Source organism: Streptosporangium vulgare (assembly GCF_042428775.1).
GTDB lineage: Bacteria > Actinomycetota > Actinomycetes > Streptosporangiales > Streptosporangiaceae > Streptosporangium > Streptosporangium vulgare.
In genome coordinates, this window is record NZ_JBHMBS010000016.1 from 135,914 (window position 1) to 158,289 (window position 22,376).

Consider the following 22,376-nt stretch of genomic DNA (forward strand, 5'->3'; position numbering starts at 1 on the left):
CGCCGGAAGCCGAAACCCGGGAACCGGGAACCGGGAACCGGAAGCCGGGAGAAAACCGGACCGGTCGCGGAAACGGAGCCCGGCCGGCCCCTGGAGCCCAAGTGGTTCCTGGAGCCCGACTGGTTCCCGGACCCCGGTCAGCCCCCGGAGCCCGGTCAGCCCATGGACCCCGGTCAGCCCCCGGAGACGATGCGGGCGTGGAGCCGGGCGGCGGTCGCCGGGTCCCAGCCGAACGCCTTCCGGCCCGCCAGCCACGCCGCCGCCCCCGCCCCGTCGCCCGCGAGGACCGTCGAGGGCCCCAGCCTCTCCCGTACCGCGGAGGCGATCGGTCCCTCGCTGGTCACCACGCTCCCGGCCAGCACGATCGGGCTCGTCTCGCCCGCCTGGCGGACCTCGGCCACCGTCTCGCAGAGCAGCCGCGCCGCGGTGGACACGATCTTCAGGGCGGCCGGGTCACCCTCGGCCGCCGCCCGGCTGACGAGCGGGGCGAGCCGGGCCAGCTCCAGCGGGGGCCGCGACTGCGCGCGGACCACCAGCCTGATCGCCAGCGCCCGCATCTCCTCCACCGAACCCCCCGAGCCCCCCGAACCACCCGAACCCGCCGAATCCACCGCACCCACCGAGCCCGTCGAACCTGCCAAATCCGCCGAACCCGTCGTACCGGTCCCCATCTCGCCGATCCCCGTCCCGGGGATCTCCTCCTCCAGGAGGGCGCCCGTGACGAGGCGGGTGAGCCTGCCGCCCGCGTCGCCCCGGCTGAGGGCGCGGGCGGCGGAGCCGGCCGCCTCCCTGCCCAGCCAGAACCCGGAGCCCTGGTCGCCCAGCAGCCAGCCGAGCCCGTCGGCGATCATCACCGGCTCGCCGTCCTCGATCCTGGCGGCGATCGCCCCGGTCCCGGCGATGAGCGCGGTGCCGCGCGGCTCCGCCGTACCGGCGGCGAAGGCGATGCCCAGGTCGCCGGTGAGCCGGGGCGGGACGCGCAGGCCCGCGGCGGCCCACATGGGGTCGAACACCAGCCGGTCCAGCGCCCCGCCGCCCGCCAGCCCGATGACCGCCCCGGCCACCAGGCCAGGATCGATCCCGCGCAGGGCGAGCTCCAGCGCCAGGCCGATGTTGGCCACCGCGACGGCGTTGCCGTGGGCCGCGGGGTTGCCGCCCGGCGCCTTCCCGTACCCGGCCCGCCGCCCCGAGGCGTCGAGCAGGAGGGCCCGCGAGGAGGTCCCGCCGACGTCCAGCCCGAGGACGTACATCGCGTTCAGAGGTGCTCGCCGAAGAACGCGGTGACGGCCTCGACCGCCCGGGTGACGTGCGGTTCGGTGTCGTAGAGGTCGATGTGCAGCTTGGCGTCCAGCCAGACGAGCCTCTTGGGCTCGTCCATCCGCCGGTACGCCTCCTCGGCGCCCTCGGGCGAGCAGAAGCGGTCGACCACGCCGTGCACGATCAGGCCGGGCTTGGGCGACAGGAAGTCGGCGCCCGTCATGTTGTCCACGGTGATCAGCTCCCGGACGGAGGCCCGGGTGACCTCGTTGCGCCAGTGCTCCGAGGCGCCCCTGGAGGTGCCGTAGTAGGCGAACGGCTCGTCGCCCGGCATCGCCGCCTCCCCCTCCTCGGCCACCACGGGCAGGTACTCCACCTCACCACCCCCGTCCTGGCGCTCCAGCACCTCTGTGAAGGAGGCCAGCGCCTCCTGGTATCCCGAGGGTGACATCCCGGCGCGCATGCCGTAGGGGTTGTTGTAGGCCCCCGCGATGCCCGCGAACGCCTTCACCCGGGGGTCGAACGCGGTGAACTTGAGCGCGTAGCCCCCGCCGAGGCAGATCCCGACCGCGCCGATCCTGCCGCCGTCCACCTCGGGACGCGAGCGCAGCAGCGAGACCGCGGCCCGCAGGTCCTCCAGCTTGCCCTGGGCGTCCTCGTGGTTGCGCGGCTCCCCGCCCGACTCCCCCCAGTTGCGGTGGTCGAAGGCGAGAGTCGCGTATCCCGCCTCGGCCAGCCGGGCGGCGTACAGGCCGGTGACCTGGTCGCGGGTGCCGGTGAACGGGCCCGTGAGGACCAGGGCGGGGTGCGGGCCCGGCGCCGCCGGAATCCGCAGGTCGCCGACGAGGGTGATCCCTCCGGCGGTGAACTTCACCTTTTCGGACATGCTCCAAGTCTGTACGGCCCGCGCGACGGAAGCCAGCGGCCTCCCCTGCCGGCCCCGGCGTCCCCTGGAGCCCCTCACGGTCCCTGTCGGCTCCACCTCGTCCCCAGAAGTCTCCTGAAATCCCCAAAAGTCCCCTGAAGTCCCTCGTCGTCCCCGGCCGTCCTCCGCCGTCCATCGCCGTCCCCGCCCCGCTCGTCCGGCCTGAGCCGGGAGCGGAAGCGGAGACGGAGACAGGGACGGGGACGGCTCTCAGGAACCTCGGAAAACCCCGGGAATTCCAGAAGCCCCAGGAACCCCACGAACCTCAGGAGTCGAAGCCGAGGCCCATCCGGTCCAGGGTCCGCAGCCAGAGGTTGCGGCGCCCCTGGTGCAGGTCGGCCTGGGCGATCGACCAGCGGGTCATCTGGATCCCGGCCGAGCGGACCGGCTCGGGCGGGAACGGGACGGGCTTCTCCTTGACCATCCGGAGCTCGGTCCGCTCGGTCCGCTCTCCGGCGAGCAGGTCGAGCATGACGTTCGCCCCGAACCGGGTCGCGCCGACGCCCATGCCGGTGTATCCGGCCGCGTAGGCGAGGCGCCCGCCGTGCGACCGGCCGTAGAAGGCGCTGAACCGGCTGCAGGTGTCGATGACGCCGCCCCACCTGTGGGTGAAGCGCAGCCCGGAGAGCTGGGGGAACGTGGTGGAGAAGTGTTCCGCCAGCTTGACGAAGGTCTCGTCGCGCTGCTCGTACTCGGGCTTGATCATGCCGCCGTTGTAGTAGACCGCGTCGTAGCCGCCCCACAGGATCCGGTTGTCCTCGGTCAGCCGGTAGTAGTGGAACTGGTTGGCCGCGTCGCCGACCCCCTGCCGGTTGTGCCAGCCCACCGAGGCCAGCTGGCCGGCCGAGAGCGGCTCGGTCATCAGCGCGTAGTCGTAGACCGGCACCAGGAAGTGCTTCAGCCGCCGTAGCAGCGGCTGGAACACGCCCGTGCCGAGGGCGACCTTGCGCGCCCTCACGCTGCCGTGCGGGGTGATCAGGTCCAGGCTCGTCGGGGTGTCCCTCATCGTGCGTACCGGCGTGCGCTCGTAGATGCGCACGCCCAGCGAGAGGCAGGCCTGCCGGAGCCCCCAGGCCAACCGGGCGGGGTCGAGCATGGCGCAGCCGTCGCGCTCCCAGTGGCCCCCGATGTACGTGGGCGAGTTCACCTCCGCCCGCACCTGTTCGGTGTCGAGGACGTCGAAGCGGGCGCCCAGGTCGCGGGCGACGCCGACGTTGCGGTTCATCTCCTCCAGCTGCCACGGCTCGGTGGCCACGTGCAGCTCGCCGGTGCGCTCGTAGCCGCAGTCGATGCCGTACCCCGCGACCGCCTCGCCGATCTCGTCAAGGTTGTCGAGACCGAGGCGTTCGAGCGTGGAGATCTCCTCGGGCCAGCGCTCCAGCCCGTTGGCGATGCCGTGGGTCAGCGTGGCCATCGCGAAGCCGCCGTTGCGGCCGGACGCCGCCCAGCCGACCCTGCGTCCCTCAAGGAGGACGACGTCGAGCGAGGGGTCGCGTTCCTTCGCCATCAGGGCGGTCCAGAGCCCCGAGAAGCCGCCGCCGACCACCGCCAGATCGGCGCCGGTCTCGCCGAAGAGCCGCGCCAGCGGCTCGGGTTTCGCCGGACTGTCGAGCCAGTACGGCTTGCGCTCCGCGTCAGCAAGAGCCTTCAGCGGATCCACAAATCTCACTTCCCTACGTGAGTCAGGTTGTCTTTGTGTGTATCGCGTGGTCATGGAGATCACGCGCGGGTTCCCCCCGCCTGGGTCCGATCTCGCCTCCCTGTTCTCTGCCGGGAATCTGCTCTTTGTCAGGAATCTGTTCTCTGCCGGGATATTGTCCGCCGCGGCCCTCGCCGCCGGGGATCCGGGGACCCGGAATCGGGAACCCGGATACACCGAAGCCCCGTGCCACCCGGTGAGGGCACGGGGCTCGGCGGCGACTAGGTGCGGCGGCGCGCGGTGACCGTGTTGACCACGGCGATGGCGACGCCTACCGCGAATATAAGCGTTCCGAGGATGTTGACCTGAGGCGGCACCCCGATACGGGTGGCGCCCCAGATCCACAGCGGGAACGTCTGGGTGGCTCCGCTGGTGAACTGGGTGATCACGAAGTCGTCGATGGAGAGGGCGAAGGCGAGCAGCGCGCCCGAGACGACGCCGGGCAGGATCATCGGGAAGGTGATCCGCCAGAACGTGATCCAGGTGGACGCGCCGAGGTCGCGCGCCGCCTCCTCGATCGACCGGTCGAGCCCGATCACCCGGGCCCGTACGGTGATCGCCACGAAGGAGAGCGAGAACAGCACGTGCGCGACGACCACGGTCTCGAAGCCGGTCTGCACGCCGACGCTGATGAACAGCGACAGCAGCGAGGCGCCCATGACCAGCTCGGGCGAGGCGATCGCGGCGAACATCACCAGGTTGGTGGCGCCCTGCCCGCGGAACCGGTAACGGCCCAGGGCGAGGCCCATGAGCGTGCCGAGCAGCGTCGTGATCACCGTGGCGAGCAGGGCGATCTTGAGGGAGTTGGACACCGCGTCGAGCAGCTGGGGGTACTCGTCCAGGCGGCCCCACCACTTGAGGGTGAAGCCCTGCCAGGTCACGTTCGACTTGCTCTGGGTGTCGTTGAAACCGAACACGATCATGACGGCGATCGGCAGGAACAGCCAGATCAGGATCAGCCACACGTAGCCGAAGAGCAGCCGGTCGCCCAGCCGCCTGCCTCTGCGCGGGGACCTCCGCCCGGCGGGCGCGTCCGCCACCGGGGCCTCCGTGACGTCGATGGTGCCGCTCATCGGGCCGCCGCCTCCAGGACGTTCTCGGTGCCGAGCGCCCTGGCGTAGGCGAAGATGCCGACCAGCATCGCCGCCATCAGCGTGAACGACAGCGCGGCGGCGGTCGGGTAGTCGTTGTTGACCAGATACTCGGTCTGGATGATGTTGCCGATCATCGTGTTCTCCGGGCCGCCGAGGATGCCCGCGTTGACGTAGTCGGCGGTCATCGGGACGAACGTCATCAGCACCCCGGCGAACACGCCCGGCAGCGAGAGCGGCAGCACGATCTTGGTGAACGCCTCGCGCCTCGCCGCGTAGAGGTCCTGGGCGGCCTCGACCACCTTGGGGTCCACCCGCTCCAGCGCGACGTAGATCGGCAGGATCATGAACGGCAGGTAGTTGTAGACCAGCCCGCCGATCACCGCGAACGTCGTCTGCAGCACGTGGAAGTCCTCGGGCAGCAGCCCGGCCGACTTCAGCGGCCCCAGCAGCATGCCGTCGTCGGCGAGCAGGAACCTCCACGACACCGTGCGCAGCACGAACGACACGAAGAACGGCAGCAGCACCAGCAGCAGGTAGGTGGACTTGCGGCTGCCGCCCTTGAAGGCGATCCAGTAGGCCATCGGGTAGGCGAGCGCGATGGAGATCACGGTCGCGGCCAGGCCGTACCCCGCCGAGCGCAGGAACTGCGTCTGGTACTGCGCCAGGGCGTCGCCGTACACCGAGAAGTTGAACGTCTGGACGAATCCGTCGACCACGTTGCCCTCCTGGGTGGAGACCGAGGCCATGAAGACCATCGGCACCACCAGGAAGATCGCGAGCCAGAGTCCGCCGGGCAGGATGAGCAGGTAGGGGGCGAGGCGCTTCACCGGCCGCTGGCCCCTTCCCGTCCGAGTCGCTCTCTCATCCGCCTAGCCCTGCGTGACCGGCTGGAAGATGTCCTCGAAGACCTTCTCCTCCGCGGAGGTCAGCGTCTTGTACGACCTCAGCTTGGCCATGTCCTCCTCGGAGGGGAAGATCAGCGGGCTCTCGGCGATCTGCTCCAGCGCCTTCTTCTCGTCGCCCTTGGCCTTGGCCGCGTCGGCGAGGACGAGGTCCTTGGCGGAGGAGACCGGCGTGATGAAGTTGATGTACTCGACCAGCATCGTGGCGATCTTGGGCTGGTAGACGTAGTCCATCAGGGTGAGCGCGTCGACCGGGTTCTGCGCGGTCTTGGGGATGCACATGTTGTCGGTCCAGATCGTGCCGCCCTCGTCGGGCACCACGAACCTCAGGTCCTTGCCCTCGGCGACCTGCTGGAAGATGTCGCCCGACCAGGCCATGGTGATCCAGATGTCGCCTCTGGCGAGGGCGTCGACGTAGTCGTTCTCGTAGTACTTGCGCACGAGACCCGCGTCGCGCTGCTCCTTGAGCTTCTCCCCGGCCTTCTTCCAGTCGGCCTCGGTGGACTTGTCGGGGTCGATGCCCAGGGCGAACATGCCGAAGTTGGCGACCTCCTGGGTGTCGAGCATCATGCCGACCTTGCCCTTGTACTTGGGGTTCCAGAGGTCCTGGATGCTCTTGACCTCGTCCACGTACTTGGGGTTGTAGGCGATGCCGGTGACGCCGACCGTCCACGGGATCGTGTGGGCGTTGTTGGGGTCCCAGGTGGGGTTCTTCACCGCGGAGCTCGCGTTGGCCGCGAAGTTCGGCAGCTTGGAGTGGTCGAGGGGGACGAGGTAGCCCAGCGCGATGGCCTTGCTCAGCTGGAGGCCGTTGGTCAGCACCATCAGGTCGTAGCCGATGTCGTTGTTGGCGGCGAGCAGCGGCTGGACCTTGCCGAAGAACGTGCTGTTGTCCTGGATGGCCTCCTGGTACTCCACCTTGATGCCGGTGTCGGCGGTGAACAGCTCCAGCGAGGGGTAGCGCTGGCCGTCCTTGTCGATGTAGAGCGGCCAGTTGGCGAAGCGCAGCGTGCCGTTCTTCTTCTTGGAGCCCCAGTACTCGGCGACGGCGTCCCTGGGGGGGACCGCCGCCACCTTCTTGCCCTGCACGCCGCAGGCGGCGAGGGCGAGACCGGCGGCCGAGAGCCCGCCGAGTCGGAGGGCGTCACGTCGCGTGACGGAGCGGCTCTGCGTCATGCCTCGCAGAAAGGCGGGGTTCGTGCGGGGGTCCATGTCGAGCTCAACTTCCGATCGCGTACGAGTGGTGCGGCAGCCACGACAGCCAGACGGCGTCTCCACGTTCCGCCGTGCTCGCGCTGTCGAGTGCGTTCTGCTGGAAGACGGTCACCTCCGCGCCGTGGGCCAGAGAGACCGTGTAACTGGTGTAAAGCCCCAGATAGACCACCTCTGAGACGGCGCCTCGCACTATGCTGAGATCTCCGGTGGGCTCTTCCGTGGTAATCCTGATCTTCTCCGGGCGTACCGTGATCGCGATCGGTTCCCCGGCACGGAACGATCCGCCCTCGGCGAGGACGTGGTCGTCATCCCCCAGCTTAAGCACCGCGAAGCCGGACTGGAAATGGTCGACAGTGCCGCTGAGCAGGTTGGACGTCCCGATGAACCCGGCCACGAAAGCAGTCGCGGGCCGCTCGTAGATCTCTCTGGGGCTGCCGAGTTGCTCCACCTGACCGTCGCTCATGACGGCGATGCGGTCACTCATCGTGAGCGCCTCGCTCTGGTCGTGGGTGACGTACACGAAGGTGATGCCGACCTCGCGCTGGATGCGCTTGAGCTCGATCTGCATGGCCTGGCGGAGCTTGAGGTCCAGGGCGCCGAGCGGCTCGTCCAGCAGGAGCGCGCGGGGGTTGTTGACCAGGGCGCGGGCTAGGGCGACCCGCTGCTGCTGGCCTCCGGACATCTCCCGGGGGCGGCGTTTCTCCCGCCCGGTGAGATCGACGATCTCCAGGATCTCCCCGACCCGGCGCTTGATCTCGGTGTCGGCCACCTTCTTGCGCCGGAGGCCGAACGCGACGTTCTCCCAGACGTTCATGTGCGGGAAGAGGGCGTACGACTGGAAGACCATGTTGACGTCGCGCTTGTTGGGGGGGACGTCGGTGACGTCCTGACCGTGCAGCCGCACGGTGCCGCGCGAGGGGTCCTCGAAGCCGGCGATCATGCGCATGGTGGTGGTCTTGCCGCACCCCGAGGGGCCGAGGAGCGAGAAGAACTCCCCCTCGGCGATCGACAGGGTGACCCCCTTGACCGCCTGGACGACCTCGCCGTGGGAGACGTACTCCTTGACGACCCCGTCAAGTTCGATTGCGGGTACGTGGGGCGGGCGGGAGACGGTGTCGGCCGTCTCCGTGCCCGCCTGGATATCGGTCATTCCAGGCTTATCCCTCTGTTCGCGGCTATTCGCCGATGTAGTGCATGACGTGCTTGACGCGCATGTAGTCGTGCAGCCCGAAGACGGACAGATCCTTGCCGTAGCCGGAGTGCTTGAAGCCTCCGTGCGGCATCTCCGAGACGAACGGGATGTGGGTGTTGACCCACACCACGCCGAAGTCGAGACGGTTCGACACCCGCATCGCCCGGCCGTGGTCGGAGGTCCACACCGAGCCGGAGAGGCCGTACTTGACGCCGTTGGCCTTGGCGAGCGCGTCGGCCTCGTCGGAGAAGGTCTGGACGGTGATCACCGGCCCGAACACCTCGTTCTGCACCATCTCGTCGTCCTGCCTGAGGCCGTCGACGACGGTGGGGGCGAAGAAGTAGCCCCGGTCGCCGATCCGGTTGCCGCCGGTGAGGACCTTGGCGTGACCGGGGACCCGGTCGAGGAAGCCGGTGACGCGGGCCAGCTGGTCGGCGTTGTTGAGCGGGCCGTACAGGGCGTCCTCGTCGGAGAGGTCGCCGGTGACGGTGCTCGCCGCCGCCTCGGTGAGCGCGGCCACGAACTCGTCGTGGACGTCCTCGTGGACGAGCACGCGGCAGGCCGCGGTGCAGTCCTGGCCGGCGTTGTACAGGCCCGCGGTGGCGATGGACTCCGCGGCGGCCTTGAGGTCCCTGACGTCGTCGAACACGACGACCGGCGCCTTGCCGCCCAGCTCCAGGTGCACCCGCTTGAGGTCCTCGGCGGCGCTCCTGGCCACGGCCATTCCCGCGCCGACCGAACCGGTGATCGCGACCATCGACGCGGTCGGGTGGCCGACGACCAGCGCGCCGGTCTCCCGGTCGCCGACGACGACGTTGAAGACGCCCTTCGGCAGGACCTCGCCGAGGATCTCGGCCAGCTTGACCGTGGAGACGGGGGTGGTGTCCGAGGGCTTGAGCACGACGGTGTTGCCCGCGGCGAGCGCCGGGGCGATCTTCCAGACCGCCATCATCATCGGGTAGTTCCAGGGGGTGACCTGGCCCACCACGCCGATCGGCTCGTGCCGGATGACGGAGGTGTGGTCGGCGAGGAACTCGCCCGACGTCGGGCCCTCCAGCGTGCGCGCGGCCCCCGCGAAGAAGCGGAAGTGGTCGGCCGCGATCGGGGTCTCGTCCTCGGCCATCCGGGCGCGCGGCTTGCCGGTGTTGCGGCACTCGGCCTCGTTCAGCTCCCCGGCCCGCGCGTCGATCGCGTCGGCCACCTTGAGGAGGAGGTTGGCGCGCTCACCCGGGGTGGCCTGGCTCCACGACTCGAACGCGGCCGCGGCCGCGGCATAGGCCGCGTCCACGTCCTCGGCACCCGACACCGGGGCCTTAAGGTAGATCTCGCCCGTGCACGGATCGATGACGTCGGAGAACCGGCCGCTCTTGGCCTCCGCGAGTTCGCCGCCGATGTAATTTCGCAGGCGGGGGAATTCGCTGGTCTCAACCGGGGTGGTCACCGTCGGCCTCCTAAGGATCGGGGCTGAGTTGTCGCGACTCTTACAGAGCGACAGCCTCACGACAAGGGATTTCGTTGTTAAGATACCAAATTGCTACGAAATCGCTTGACAGAGGCGCCGGAACTGACAGCATGTCGCATCGGAGCCGCAACATGACGGCAACAGCCCCGCAACATGACGCCAGGGAGCGCCCATGACGACGCCGCCCAAGGTTCGCCGTGAGAACGACGCCAGGAACGGCCCCGTCGTCCTCGACGAGATCTCCAAGCAGATCATCGAGCAACTGCAGACGGACGGGCGCAAGCCGTACGCCGCGATCGGCAAGGCGGTGGGGCTCTCCGAGGCCGCCGTGCGCCAGCGGGTCCAGCGCCTGCTCGACGCCGGGGTGATGCAGATCGTCGCGGTGACCGACCCGCTCACCCTGGGCTTCCCCCGCCAGGCCATGATCGGCATCAAGTGCGAGGGCGACCTGGAGACGGTGGCCGACGAGCTGTCGGCCATCAGGGAGATCGACTACGTCGTGCTGACCGCCGGGTCGCTGGACATCATGGTCGAGGTCGTCTGCGAGAGCGACCAGCATCTCCTGGAGATCCTCGGCAAGATCCGGGCCATCCCCACCGTGCGCGCCACCGAGACCTTCGTCTATCTCAAGCTCCACAAACAGACCTACTCCTGGGGTACCCGCTGACGGGTCCCGGCGCGCGCTCCGGCGCCTCCGCGTCCGGCCGCCGCTGACGCACCGGTTTCGCGAGAGGCGCACGAGGCGTGCGGCCCTCCCGCCGCAGGTCGCGGGAGGCGTACGGGGAGGCGTCCCGCGACGGGCCACGAGAGGCGTGCCACCAGAGGTCACGAGGGGTCGCCAGAGGTGACGGGCGGTCGCCAGAGGTGACGGGGGTCGCTAGAGGTCACGAGGGGTGTCGTCGCCGGCCGGGTGGGGCTCCGGCTCCAGGGCGCCCGCGAGCTCCTCGAGGAACTCGTCGACCTCGCCGATCGCGTACCCCGGCCTCAGCATCACCGTGGCGAACCTCGCCTCGCGCACGTCGCCGGGGGTGAGAGGCGTGTCGGTGGTGCCGCGCAGGGTGGCCACGATCCGGTCGAGGAAGGCGTCGACCTCGTCCTCGTCGTAGCCCATGCCGAGCCGTCCCGGCCGGAAGGCGACCCGCTCGACCCGGGCGGCGCGGTCCTCGTCGTCGTCCCGCTTCTCCCGCGCCCCCTGCCCGGGCTCCTCGGGGGCGGCACGGCGGGCGGGGACGACCGGGCGCCCGTCCGCGCCGGTGGGCCGGGTCTCGATCGCCACGATGAAGGCCTCCAGCGCGAAGTCGACGGCGACCTCGTTGTAGCCGCCGAGCCTGACGCGGAACCGGGCGTCGCGGATCTCGTCCGCGGTGACCGGCTCACCTTCCGGGGCGCCCCTGCCGAGGGTCGCCTCGATCCGGCGGACCAGCAGGTCCACCTGGTCCGTGTCGTATCCCAGGCGAATCCCGAGAACCCGTGGAAAGCGGTTCAAACCCGCGTCCTTTCGCGTCTCCCTGACAGGGTCTTTACCCGATGTATCCATTCTGGAGGAAATAACCGGATGAAAGCGAGACGTCGGAGGCGGGCGCGAAGCCTGGTGTGCCAAGGGGCGTCGAGGCCGGGGTCCCGCGGCGACGAATGGCGACCGAATGACGGCGAGGTCGCCTAGGGGATATCAAGGGATATCTGCGGACATCGAGGACATCCGGGGGTGACAGGTCGGCTGAGCGGCGGGAATGCCGGAGATCGGGCGTCGCGGATCGGGTGACCGCGGGGAAAGGCGGAAACCGAGCCCGGCGGGCCGGGGGCCCACCGAACTCGGTTTCCGGAAAATTCCTGATTTAGTTATTTATCAGGTCGAAGCTCTCCCAGGGGCCGACCGCGTCGCGGTTCGCGATCAGCGGCTGGGCGCCACCGCCCTCGGCGCACACCAGCTTGCCGTTGACCTGGGCCCTGAGGCTCACCGAGCCGTCCGGGTTGGTGATGAGCTGGAACACCTCCCAGGGGCCCACCGCGTCGCGGTCGGCGATCAGCGGCTGGGCTCCGGCGCCCTCCGCGGCCACGAACTTGTCGTTGACCCTCGCCCGGAGCGCGATGGTGCCGTCGCTCTGGTTGACCCGGTCGAACTGCTGCGCCGTCCCGATGGACGTCCCGTTCGCGATCAGCGGCGAGCCGTTGGCGGCGGTGACGTAGAGGCCGTTCGCCTTGGAGCGCAGGCTGATCGTCCCGTTGCTCGTGCCGCCCGGCAGGCCCAGGGTGGAGGCGGTGCCGCTCAGGGCCTTGACGCCCTGGTTGGCCGAGCCGGTCAGCGTCGTCGAGGCGTACCCGCTCAGCGGCTTGGCGGTCCGCTCCACGACGTACACGGTGTTGGCGGCGGTGGCGAAGGAGACCTCGCCGGTGGAGACGGTGGTCAGGACGGCGTTGTCGGAGGCGCGGCGCACCCGGATCTGCTGGGTGCCCCAGGGGTTGACCACCGTGGCCTGCTTGCCGTGCAGGCTCCTGAGCCCGACGTACTTGGTCTCCCCGGCCTCGCGCTCGGAGCTGACCAGGAAGCCGTCCTTGGCCAGGAGGGTGAACTTCCCGACGAAGGAGGAGTCGCCCGGCGCCGCGGGGAACACCCTGATCTTGTCGTTGTAGCTCTGCATGAGCGACTCGTTCAGCGCCGACAGGTGCACGCCGAGATACTCGAAGACGCCGTTGGTGTTGGTCGTCATGCCGTTGGGGTGGTTCTGGTACTTCTGCAGCATCGTCTTCATGCCCTGGTACGCCTGGTCGCCGAGGCCGAGGCGGGCCGCCTGCACCGCGTCGTTGGACCAGACGTTGCCGTAGGGGAACGGCCGCTGGTTCCAGGTGTTCAGCGCGGTCTGATAGTCGGGGTAGCCGATGCCGGTGATGTTGTACGGCCAGATCAGCTCCGAGGCGACGTTCTCGTTGTTCCTCGTCTGCGAGATCGGCGGCTGGTGCGGCTGGTAGGCGCCGTTGGCGACGACGTAGGGGGTGAGGTTGTCCAGGATGTTCTGCCAGTCGGCGCGCAGTCCGGCGTCGAGGCCGAGCTGCTGGCTGGCCTGGATCGTGAGCGGGAAGATGCTGCGCACCGCGGCCAGGTCGGTGATCGCGTTGCGGACGTTCCAGTACGTCTCGTGCGAGTTGGAGTTGGCCATGTAGTACTTGCCGGTCGGCCCGTCGAAGGACAGCAGACCCTTGTAGAGCTTCGCGGTCTCCCGCATGTACGGGTACGCCACGTCCCGCAGGTAGGTCGCGTCGTTGGTGTAGCGGTACTGCAGGTACATGTTGTACGCGGCCTGGTAGCCGGTCGTCAGGATGTTCTTGGTGTAGTCGCTGTTGATCGTGCCGCGGGCGTTGCCGTCCCAGCCCATGGTCTCGGGCACCCACAGGGCGTCGATCCCGTACCTCGTCTGCGTGTACGCCTTCAACGCGGTGTGGTTACGGCTGTAGAGCCGGTTGAAGGTGTTCATCAGCTCGGTGTGGTTGGAGGCGAAGAACGAGTTGTAGACGTCCCGCTGGTTCCAGTACCAGTAGGCGTTGCTCCACTTGGAGTTGTCCTGCGTGGCGCGGAAGACACCGTTGATGAAGTGCAGCGGGTAGTTGCCGTAGCCGCCCGCGGCGATCATGTACGTGCTGAGGTAGTAGACGTTCTCCATGTAGTCCGCGTCGCGGTTGGAGTTGGAGTACTGGACGAACGACTTCTCCCAGAACGCGTGCCACCAGTTGCGGTAGTTGTTGTACGTGGTGGTGTAGCCGGTGTTCTTCACCGAGGCGAGCTGGCTGCGGGCCTGGGCGACCGAGTCGCGGTTGGGAGCGTTGATCCGGCTCGCGGCGGTGAACCAGATCGTGTAGCTGGAGGTGGGCGTGATGTTCAGCCGCACGTTCCTGCCGTTCACGACCTGGGTGGTGAAGTTCGCGCCCTCGACGGTGGCGGCCATGGTGTAGCCGAAGCCGTTCGCGTCGGTCTGGCCCCGGCTGAACCCGGCCACGCCGGAGTCGGAGAAGGTGGAGATGGTCCGCCAGGTGTTCAGGTCGGGCACGTCCGCGATGTTCTGGACGGTGGCCGGGTCCCACATGCTGAGGTCGAACGCCACGTTGGACACGCCGCCCCGGGTGTCCTCGACGTGGATGCCCATGACCTCGGAGTTCGGCGACCCCATCACGGTCACGGTCCGGTTGGAGTCGTACTTGGTGGTCAGCGTCCCGTCGTACAGCGACAACCGCTGCTGGAAGGTCGTGTACCCGCTGTCCATGGCCGGGCTGGTGCTGAGGTTCGCCAGGCCCGCCGCGTAGGTCGACTGCTGCGACAGGTCCACCCCCGACACCTGCATCGTGAGCCCGTTCTGGTTCCAGGCCATCGCCCCGGTGCGGCCGTTGCCGACGGTGAGGCCCTGGATCGGGTTGGTGTTGGGACGGTTGTAGACGATGTCGTGCTTCGACAGGTACGACCCGTAGTTGACCTTCAGGGCCCCGGTCGCCTGGTCGAAGGCCGTGTCACCCGGTGCCGCCCACGCCGGCACGGCCATGCCGACCGCGGCCAGGCATGTCACGAGGAACCACATGAATAAGAGGCGTACTGGTTTTCTCGACATGATCTTCCTTAATCGCCACCGGGGACGGCGGCCACGCCGCCCCGCCCTGACCAAGCGCGCGACTCACCCACCTGCGTGGCCGGCGCCTCCGCCTGGGGGGAGATCGGGTCGCTTCGGCGGCACGGGGCGGCCGGTGGGTGACGTGATGCAAGGGGAGTACGCCGGGGAGTTAGGGAGCCGCCGCCGGCAATCGGCGACCGGCGGCGGCTCCCTAACTTCCCCGTGGGGACAGATCCGTCACCAGGACACCTGTGGTCACAGGCCGGGCCTGTTTCACATTTGGTAGATCGGATCTGTCAGCCGTAGTTAACATCGGATGTCTTCGAACGTCAAGATGTGAAATATCCCCTTTGGACAGAAAAAACTGGACACCCGATCGGAATAAGCCGGTGACCAGGCCATATTTTGTCCATCCCGTCCGGAAATTACAGCGTGCCGCAAATAAATACATCCGATGTATCAAGATCGTCGCGAGCGAACCATCTGTTAGCGCTCTCATGCGTTGACGCTTTCGCCGGTCCATGCGAATGTTTTGTCATAAGGCGGCGAATGTATGGACATCTCCGCCGAAAGGTTGTCACCAGGTGCGGCGGCGCGCTCCTCTCCCCCCTAGGAGTAGACGTATGCGCCGGATCTCGCGGGTTCTCCTCGCGCTGGCCGTCATGATCACCGGAGCCATAGCCCTGCTACCCGGCACCGCCTCCGCGGCCCCCCTGACCAAGGTCCTCATCTTCTCCAAGACGGCCGGCTTCCGGCACTCGTCCATCCCTCTCGGGATCTCCGCCATCCAGCGGCTCGGCACCGCCAACGGCTTCACGACGGTCGCCACGGAGGACGCGGGCGCCTTCACCACCGCCAACCTCGCCCAGTACCAGGCGGTCGTCTGGCTGTCGACCACCGGCGACGTGCTCGACGCGGCGCAGCAGACCGCGTTCCAGTCCTACATCGCGGGCGGCGGCGGATACGTCGGCGTCCACGCCGCGGCCGACACCGAGTACGACTGGCCCTGGTACGGCGGCCTGGTCGGGGCGTACTTCAACTCCCACCCCGCCACCCAGCAGGCGACGATCCGCGTCGAGGACCGGGCGAACCCGTCCACCTCGCACCTGGCGCCCACCTGGACCCGCACCGACGAGTGGTACAACTACCGCGCCAACCCGCGCGCCGCCGTCAAGGTGCTGGCCAACCTCGACGAGTCGTCCTACAGCGGCGGCGGCATGGGCGCCGACCACCCGATCACCTGGTGCCAGGACTACCAGGGCGGCCGGGCCTGGTACACCGGCCTCGGCCACACCGACGAGTCCTACGCCGACCCCGACTTCACCAGGATGCTGCTCGGCGGCATCCAGGTCGCCGCGAGGGCGAAGGCCGCCGACTGCCGTCCCGAGACCGGCTACACGCCGCTGTTCGACGGCACACAGGCGAGCCTCGGCCAGTGGCGGCAGGCCGGGGCCGGCGGTTTCACCCTGGCCAACGGGACGCTGTCCTCGGTCGGCGGCATGGGCCTGCTCTGGTACCCCGTCTCGACCTTCTCCAACTACTCGCTCAAGCTCGACTGGATGATGCCGGGCGACGACAACGGCGGCGTCTTCATCGGCTTCCCCGACCCGGGCAACGACCCGTGGCGGCCGGTCGACCTGGGGCACGAGATCCAGATCGACGCCTCCGACGCCGACCCCACCCGGACCACGGGCAGCGTCTACGGCTTCAAGGCGCCCGACACGGCCGCCCGCGCCGCGGCGCTCAACCCGCCCGGCTCCTGGAACACCTACGAGATCGCGGTGCACGGGCAGCGCGTCGAGATCTACCTCAACGGCACCAAGATCAACGACTACACGAGCACCCGGAACATCGCCAACGGCTACATCGGCGTCCAGAACGACGGTGACGGGCTCGACATCAACTACCGCAACATCCGCATCAAGCAGGACGGCCCCTCGAACCCTCCGGCCACCGACCTGGCACAGGGCAGGCCGGTCACGGTCAGCAGCGTGGAGACCGGCAGCGCGCACGCCGGGGCGAACGCGGTGGACGGCAACCCCGCCACCCGCTGGGGCAGCGCCTACGCCGACCCGCAGTGGATCACCATCGACCTGGGGGCCACCCGCTCGATCAGCCGGGTCCGGCTGAACTGGGAGGCCGCCTACGGCAAGGCGTACCAGGTGCAGACCTCCACCGACAACAGCACCTGGACCAACCTCCACTCCACCACCACGAGCGACGGCGGCGTCGACGACCTCACCGTCACCGGCACCGGCCGCTACGTCCGCGTCTACGGCACCCAGCGCGCCCTGCCCGCCTACGGCTACTCCCTGTGGGACCTCAACGTCTACGGCACCCCCGCCACCTCGACCCCCACGCTGCTGTCCACCGGCAGGCCGGTCACGGTCAGCAGCGTGGAGACCGGCAGCGCGCACGCCGGGGCGAACGCGGTGGACGGCAACCCCGCCACCCGCTGGGGCAGCGCCTACGCCGACCCGCAGTGGATCACCATCGACCTGGGGGCCACCCGCTCGATCAGCCGGGTCCGGCTGAACTGGGAGGCCGCCTACGGCAAGGCGTACCAGGTGCAGACCTCCACCGACAACAGCACCTGGACCAACCTCCACTCCACCACCACGAGCGACGGCGGCGTCGACGACCTCACCGTCACCGGCACCGGCCGCTACGTCCGCGTCTACGGCACCCAGCGCGCCCTGCCCGCCTACGGCTACTCCCTGTGGGACCTCGACATCTACGGCACCTGACACCCCCTGCCCGCACGCATCTGCCTTTCCATCCCCCAGGAGACCTTCGTGTTAGGTTTCACGCGCCTTCGTACGGCCTTGGGCGTCCTCGTTCTCGCTCTCGCCACCGCCACGGCGGGAGCCACCGGCACCACCGCCGCGGCCTCGACCGCCCCCACGCTCGGCACCACCACATCACTCGAAACCGGCTCCGCCACCACGCTCGGCACCATCGCGTCGCTGGGCACCACCGCCGCTCTCGCTCCCCCGCCGACCAGCGCCTTCGAGAAGGTCAAGCTGGACGGCGGGCTGTCGATGGGCGAGCCCATCGAGCTCTCCGTCCTGCCCGACGGCAAGGTCCTCTACATCAACCGGGGCACCACCTCCGGCGGCGGCCAGGTCCGCCTCTACAACCCGGCGACGAAGGCCACGACCGTGGCGCTCACGCTCCAGCTGGACGCGCGCTTCGAGGACGGGCTCATCGGCATCACCCTCCACCCGCGGTTCGCCACCAACCGCTGGGTGTACCTCTTCTACTCGCCCAAGGTGACGCCGCTGGTGAACCGGATCTCCCGGTTCACCTTCAACGCCACCACCAACGTCCTCGACCCGGCCAGCGAGGACATGATCATCGAATGGCCCACCGAGCGTGAGCTGTGCTGCCACTCGGCCGGATCGATGAGCTGGGACAGCGACGAGAACCTGTACTTCGCCGTCGGCGACAACACCAACTCCGGCGGCGACTCGGCGGGCATGGCCCCGATCGACGAGCGCACCGGCCGCAACCCGCAGTACGACGCGCAGCGCACCTCCGGCAACACCAACGACCTGCGCGGCAAGATCAACCGGATCCACCCGGAGAACAACGGCACCTACACCGTTCCCGCGGGCAACCTCTTCGCGCCGGGCACCGCGCAGACCAGGCCCGAGATCTACATCATGGGCACCCGCAACCCGTACCGCATCTGGGTCGACAAGAAGTCGGGCGACACCCTGCACTGGGGCGAGGTCGGCCCCGACGCGAACGCGACCCTCGCCAACCGCGGCCCCGCCGCCTACGACGAGTTCAACCGCGCCACCGGACCCGGCAACTACGGCTGGCCCTACTGCGGCGGTCCCAACGTCGCCTACAACGACTGGGACTTCGCGGCCAACGCCCCCCGCGGCTGGTTCCCCTGCGGCGGCACGACGGGCCCGGTCAACAACTCGCCGCGCAACACCGGCCTCCAGCAGCTGCCCCCCACCAAGCCGGCGCTGGTCTGGGAGCAGCACGGCGGCAGCAAGGAGTGGCCCGCCCTGGACAACCCCGGCGGCTGCGGCTCTCCCAACCACGCCGAGGTCTACCACTACGACCCGAACCTCGTCTCGGACGTGAAGTGGCCCGTCTACTACGACAACAAGCTGCTGATCTCCGAGTACTGCCGCAACTGGATCAAGGAGGTCCAGTTCAACAACGGCAACCCGACCACCGGGACGCCGACCGTCATCGAGCCGGTGCTCGCGGGGATGAACCTCGTGCACCCCATCGACATGGAGTTCGGCCCCGACGGCTCGCTCTACCTGCTGGAGTACGGCAGCGGCTACTTCTCCGGCGCCGCCGACGCCGGCCTCTACAAGATCAACCACGTGCAGGGCGGCCGGTCGCCGATCGCCCAGGCCACGGTCAACCGGGACAACGGGCTCGCCCCGCTCGCGGTCACCTTCTCCAGCGCCGGAACCTCCGACCCCGACGGTGACGCGCTCACCTACGCCTGGGACTTCGACGACAACGGCACCGTCGACTCCACCGCCGCCAACCCCGCGTACACCTACACGACCAACGGCGACAAGCGGGCCAGGCTCACCGTCAGGGACCCGGGCAACCGCACCGGGACCGTCGTGATCCCCATCGTGGTGGGCAACAACCGGCCTGCGGTGACGCTGAACGGCCTGCCCGCCGGAGGCATGTACGGCTGGGGTGACGACCTGACCTCGACCGCGACCGCGACCGACGCGCAGGACGGCACGCCCGCCTGTGCCGACGTCGTCATCCGCGCCGCGCTCGGCCACCAGGAACACGCCCACGAGGAGGGCCAGGGCACCGGCTGCGGCTTCACCGTGAACACCGGCCCGATCCACGCCGGGCTCGACGCCGTGCAGTTCTTCGTGATCCGTAGCAGCTACACCGACCGCGGCGCGACCGGCTCCGTCCCGCTCACCGGCGAGAAGGAGATCACCCTCTGGCCCAAGCAGTGGCAGGCCGAGCACTACGCGCAGCTCAACGGCCCCAAGGTCGTCGACCAGGCGGCGGCGGAGGGCGCCAGGCGGCTCGGTGACATCCAGAACGGCGAGTGGGTCAAGCACCACGCCGTCAGCCTCAAGGGCATCACCGGGGTGAAGGCGCGCGTCTCCTCGGCCAACGCGGGCGGCACCCTGTCGTTCCGCTTCGACTCGCCCACCGGCCCCGAGGTCGCCCGCCTCACGGTCGGCGGAACCGGCGGCTGGGACAACTACGCCGAGGTGACCGCCCCGGTCACCAAGCCCGACGACGGCACCCACGACCTGTACATCGTCTTCACCGGGACCGGCACCGGCGCCCTGTACGACCTGGACAGCTACACCTTCACCGGTGCGGGCGCCGGCACCCCGCCCGGCGACCCCGACCCCGGGGGCGACCTCGCGCGGGGCAGGCCGGTCACCACCTCCAGCGTCGAGGACGGCAACGTGCTCGTCGGGGCGAACGCGGTGGACGGCAACTCCGCCACCCGCTGGGGCAGCGCCTACAGCGACCCGCAGTGGATCACCGTCGACCTGGGCGCGACCTACAACCTCAACCGGGTGCGACTGAACTGGGAGGCCGCCTACGGCAGGGCGTACCAGGTACAGACCTCCACGAACAACAGCACCTGGACCAACCTCCACTCCACCACCACGAGCGACGGCGGCGTCGACGACCTCACCGTCACCGGCACCGGCCGCTACGTCCGCGTGTACGGCACCCAGCGCGCCCTGCCCGCCTACGGCTACTCCCTGTGGGACCTCAACGTCTACGGCACCCCCGCCACCTCGACCCCCACACTGCTGTCCACCGGCAAGCCGGTCACGACCAGCAGCGTCGAGGAGGGCAACGGCCGGGTCGGCTCCTACGCGGTGGACGGCGACCCCGCGACCCGCTGGAGCAGTGCCTACAGCGACCCGCAGTGGATCACCGTCGATCTGGGCGCCACCCGCTCGATCAGCCGGGTCCGGCTGAACTGGGAGGCCGCCTACGGCAAGGCCTACCAGGTACAGACCTCCACCGACAACAGCACCTGGACCAGCGTCTACTCCACCGTCGCCTCCGACGGCGGCGTCGACGACCTCACCGTCAGCGGCAGCGGGCGCTACGTGCGCGTCCACGGCACCCAGCGCGCGCTGCCCGCCTACGGCTACTCCCTGTGGGACCTCGACGTCTACGGCGGCTGACCCCGTGAACGCGAAACCGGACGGCGACCCGTGACACCGCACAGGCCCGACGACGGAGACCTCGCGTTCGCGCGGGGTCTCCGTCCGCGTTCCGGAGGACGCGACGGACACCGGGAAGCGGGAGACCGGAAACACGGACGAAGGAACGGACACCGGAGAGCGCGCGTCCGGGGACGCGCACGAAGGAGCGGACACCAGGAATACGGCCGGAAACCGGGAGATCGAGAGCGCGGGCCGGAAAGCGGATGATCACGGTAGGGTTGCGGCTTATGCGGCTCTCCACGGTGTCCTTCCGATACTCGCGGCGCGGCCCCTGGATCCTGCGGGACGTCGAGCTCACGCTCCGCCCCGGCTCCGTCGTCGAGGTCACCGGTCGCAACGGCGCGGGAAAGTCGACGCTGCTCCGCCTGACGGCGGGGTTCGTCCCCCCGTCCCGGGGCTCGATCTCCGACCGGCCGGGCGTCGTCGGCTACGCCCCCGACGTGTTCCCCGTGGACCAGCCGTTCACCGTCGCCGCCTACCTGGCCCACATGTCCAGGGTCCGGGGCCTCTCCTCCGGCTCCGCCGCCGGGGACCTGGCGGAACGGCTGAACGCGACCCACCTGCTCGACCAGCCGCTCGGCGACCTGTCCAAGGGCAGCGCGCAGAAGGTGGGGCTCATCCAGTCGCTGCTCGCCCCGCCGGACCTGCTGATCCTGGACGAACCCTTCGCCGGGCTCGACGAGCAGACCCGGACCGAACTCCCCGTGATCATCGAGGAGATCGCCGCACGCGGCGGCACGGTCGTGGTCAGCGACCACCAGAAGCAGCTCCAGGACTTCCCCGGCGCCGAACACTGGCTCGTCGAGGACGGCGACGTCACCGTCGGCACCCGCGGGCCCTCGGCACTCCCCACCCCCGGAGCCCATCCCCCACGAGACCCCTCCGGAGGACCGCTCCCCCGGCTTCCCCGGGACGCCTCGGAAGAGCCCTCGCCGCCTCCCCCGCCCTCCTCGGAGGGATCGTCCCGGCAGGTGGTCATCGAGGTCGTCGTGGACGCGGACGACGCCGACGAGGTGGAACAGAAGCTCCGCGCCGACGGCTACCTCACCCGGCGGTCATCATGATCCACCTCGTACGCTTCAAGCTCGCCGCCTACGCCCGGTCGCACCGGCTGCTCCAGCCGATGATCGGGCTCTTCGCGATGCTGGCCATCTTCTACTCCACGCTGACCCCGCCCGGCAAGGAGCTGTCCGCGTACGCCGACTCGGCCGGGCTGCTGATCCTCATCTTCGCCTGGGCCGCCCGGGGGCTGCTCGACACCGAGCCTCCGACCCAGCGACTGATCTCCATGACCGCCGCCGGACGGCCCGGCCGCGAGATCGGGGCCGGGCTGCTCGCCGCGCTCGCCGTCAACCTCGGCATGGCGGCGATCGCGATCGGGCTCCCGCTGGTCCACGGCTTCGCCGCCCTGCCCGCCCCCGCCGACCTGGCGCTCGGCATCGCGCTGCACGTGCTCGGCGTGAGCGCGGGAACGGCCCTGGGCGCGCTGACCAGCCGCCCGATCCTGGCCTCCCCCGCCGTCTCGATGCTCGCCCTGTTCGGTGGCTATCTCGCCCTGCTGCTGATCAGCCTCACCCCGGTGGGCCACCTCTCGGTGCCGATCATGCCCTGGATGCGTGCCGCCAACGACGGCCTGCTCGACACGGTCATGCTCCCCATCTCCGCCGCCACCCTCTTCTGGACCGCCGCGAGCCTCGTCCTGTACGCGCGGCTCCGCCGCCTGACCCCCTGAACGGGTGTCGTCGAACCACCGGACTCGCCGTGGTTCGACGACACCCACCCACTCGACAGCCGCGCGGATCTCACCCGGACGAGCCGCCCGGGTG

The 22,376-nt window shown here is 69.4% G+C and carries 15 protein-coding genes; 5 read left to right on the forward strand and 10 right to left on the reverse strand.

The annotated features are described in order from the left end of the window. Window positions 1-173 precede the first annotated feature (173 nt). The 8 genes from ACFFRH_RS28955 to ACFFRH_RS28990 form a co-directional block, all read right to left on the reverse strand. Window positions 174-1,250 (reverse strand): N-acetylglucosamine kinase, encoded by a 1,077-nt coding sequence (locus ACFFRH_RS28955; RefSeq protein WP_386160939.1) that lies wholly within the window; start codon window positions 1,248-1,250, stop codon window positions 174-176. Window positions 1,251-1,255: 5 nt separating this feature from the next. After that, window positions 1,256-2,143 (reverse strand): alpha/beta hydrolase, encoded by an 888-nt coding sequence (locus tag ACFFRH_RS28960; protein ID WP_386160940.1) that lies wholly within the window; start codon window positions 2,141-2,143, stop codon window positions 1,256-1,258. 304 nt (window positions 2,144-2,447) lie between these two features. Further along, the gene (locus tag ACFFRH_RS28965) at window positions 2,448-3,842 is read right to left on the reverse strand and encodes an NAD(P)/FAD-dependent oxidoreductase (RefSeq protein WP_386160962.1); all 1,395 of its coding nucleotides are present in this window, start codon (window positions 3,840-3,842) and stop codon (window positions 2,448-2,450) included. A 260-nt stretch (window positions 3,843-4,102) separates the two neighbouring features. After that, window positions 4,103-4,954: an ABC transporter permease gene (locus ACFFRH_RS28970; protein ID WP_344745447.1), complete on the reverse strand. Its 852-nt coding sequence runs from the start codon at window positions 4,952-4,954 to the stop codon at window positions 4,103-4,105. Beyond that, on the reverse strand, window positions 4,951-5,802 hold the full coding sequence (locus ACFFRH_RS28975) for an ABC transporter permease (RefSeq protein WP_386160941.1): 852 nt from the start codon (window positions 5,800-5,802) through the stop codon (window positions 4,951-4,953). Before ACFFRH_RS28975 ends, ACFFRH_RS28970 begins: the two co-directional genes overlap by 4 nt. Window positions 5,803-5,844: 42 nt before the next feature. Continuing rightward, window positions 5,845-7,053, reverse strand: coding sequence for a polyamine ABC transporter substrate-binding protein (locus tag ACFFRH_RS28980; protein ID WP_386160942.1), 1,209 nt, complete (start codon window positions 7,051-7,053; stop codon window positions 5,845-5,847). 43 nt (window positions 7,054-7,096) lie between these two features. Continuing rightward, window positions 7,097-8,242 carry an ABC transporter ATP-binding protein gene (locus tag ACFFRH_RS28985; protein ID WP_344745449.1) on the reverse strand — a complete coding sequence of 382 codons (1,146 nt, stop codon included), beginning with the start codon at window positions 8,240-8,242 and terminating at the stop codon, window positions 7,097-7,099. 25 nt (window positions 8,243-8,267) lie between these two features. Next, a complete protein-coding gene (locus ACFFRH_RS28990; RefSeq protein ID WP_344745450.1) occupies window positions 8,268-9,725 on the reverse strand; it encodes a gamma-aminobutyraldehyde dehydrogenase in 1,458 nt (485 codons plus the stop codon). Window positions 9,726-9,918: 193 nt separating this feature from the next. Between ACFFRH_RS28990 and ACFFRH_RS28995 the strand changes: the two genes are divergently transcribed. Then, window positions 9,919-10,413, forward strand: coding sequence for an Lrp/AsnC family transcriptional regulator (locus tag ACFFRH_RS28995; RefSeq protein WP_344745451.1), 495 nt, complete (start codon window positions 9,919-9,921; stop codon window positions 10,411-10,413). 210 nt (window positions 10,414-10,623) lie between these two features. Here the strand turns inward: ACFFRH_RS28995 and ACFFRH_RS29000 are convergent, their stop codons facing one another. Further along, on the reverse strand, window positions 10,624-11,232 hold the full coding sequence (locus ACFFRH_RS29000) for a DivIVA domain-containing protein (RefSeq protein WP_344745452.1): 609 nt from the start codon (window positions 11,230-11,232) through the stop codon (window positions 10,624-10,626). 349 nt (window positions 11,233-11,581) lie between these two features. Then, the gene (locus tag ACFFRH_RS29005) at window positions 11,582-14,338 is read right to left on the reverse strand and encodes a glycosyl hydrolase family 95 catalytic domain-containing protein (protein ID WP_386160945.1); all 2,757 of its coding nucleotides are present in this window, start codon (window positions 14,336-14,338) and stop codon (window positions 11,582-11,584) included. A 623-nt stretch (window positions 14,339-14,961) separates the two neighbouring features. Between ACFFRH_RS29005 and ACFFRH_RS29010 the strand changes: the two genes are divergently transcribed. The 4 genes from ACFFRH_RS29010 to ACFFRH_RS29025 all read left to right on the forward strand — a co-directional run bounded on the left by ACFFRH_RS29010 (window position 14,962) and on the right by ACFFRH_RS29025 (window position 22,282). After that, a complete protein-coding gene (locus tag ACFFRH_RS29010; protein WP_386160947.1) occupies window positions 14,962-17,085 on the forward strand; it encodes a ThuA domain-containing protein in 2,124 nt (707 codons plus the stop codon). 48 nt (window positions 17,086-17,133) lie between these two features. Continuing rightward, window positions 17,134-20,508, forward strand: a complete 3,375-nt coding sequence (locus tag ACFFRH_RS29015; RefSeq protein ID WP_386160949.1) for a galactose-binding domain-containing protein — start codon at window positions 17,134-17,136, stop codon at window positions 20,506-20,508. 269 nt (window positions 20,509-20,777) lie between these two features. Further along, window positions 20,778-21,614 (forward strand): ABC transporter ATP-binding protein, encoded by an 837-nt coding sequence (locus ACFFRH_RS29020; protein WP_386160951.1) that lies wholly within the window; start codon window positions 20,778-20,780, stop codon window positions 21,612-21,614. Continuing rightward, entirely contained in the window at window positions 21,611-22,282 is a 672-nt protein-coding gene (locus tag ACFFRH_RS29025; RefSeq protein WP_386160952.1) for a hypothetical protein, read from the forward strand. The genes ACFFRH_RS29020 and ACFFRH_RS29025 overlap by 4 nt, the downstream gene beginning before the upstream one ends. Window positions 22,283-22,376: the final 94 nt, after the last annotated feature.

Bases quoted from the DNA above. Each gene is read 5' to 3' on its own strand.
- ACFFRH_RS29010 (WP_386160947.1), top strand. From the start codon at position 14,962: ATGCGCCGGATCTCGCGGGTTCTCCTCGCGCTGGCCGTCATGATCACC.
- ACFFRH_RS28985 (WP_344745449.1), bottom strand. From the start codon at position 8,242: ATGACCGATATCCAGGCGGGCACGGAGACGGCCGACACCGTCTCCCGC.
- ACFFRH_RS29020 (WP_386160951.1), top strand. From the start codon at position 20,778: ATGCGGCTCTCCACGGTGTCCTTCCGATACTCGCGGCGCGGCCCCTGG.
- ACFFRH_RS28980 (WP_386160942.1), bottom strand. From the start codon at position 7,053: ATGACGCAGAGCCGCTCCGTCACGCGACGTGACGCCCTCCGACTCGGC.
- ACFFRH_RS28955 (WP_386160939.1), bottom strand. From the start codon at position 1,250: ATGTACGTCCTCGGGCTGGACGTCGGCGGGACCTCCTCGCGGGCCCTC.
- ACFFRH_RS28995 (WP_344745451.1), top strand. From the start codon at position 9,919: ATGACGACGCCGCCCAAGGTTCGCCGTGAGAACGACGCCAGGAACGGC.
- ACFFRH_RS29005 (WP_386160945.1), bottom strand. From the start codon at position 14,338: ATGTCGAGAAAACCAGTACGCCTCTTATTCATGTGGTTCCTCGTGACA.
- ACFFRH_RS28970 (WP_344745447.1), bottom strand. From the start codon at position 4,954: ATGAGCGGCACCATCGACGTCACGGAGGCCCCGGTGGCGGACGCGCCC.
- ACFFRH_RS29025 (WP_386160952.1), top strand. From the start codon at position 21,611: ATGATCCACCTCGTACGCTTCAAGCTCGCCGCCTACGCCCGGTCGCAC.
- ACFFRH_RS28960 (WP_386160940.1), bottom strand. From the start codon at position 2,143: ATGTCCGAAAAGGTGAAGTTCACCGCCGGAGGGATCACCCTCGTCGGC.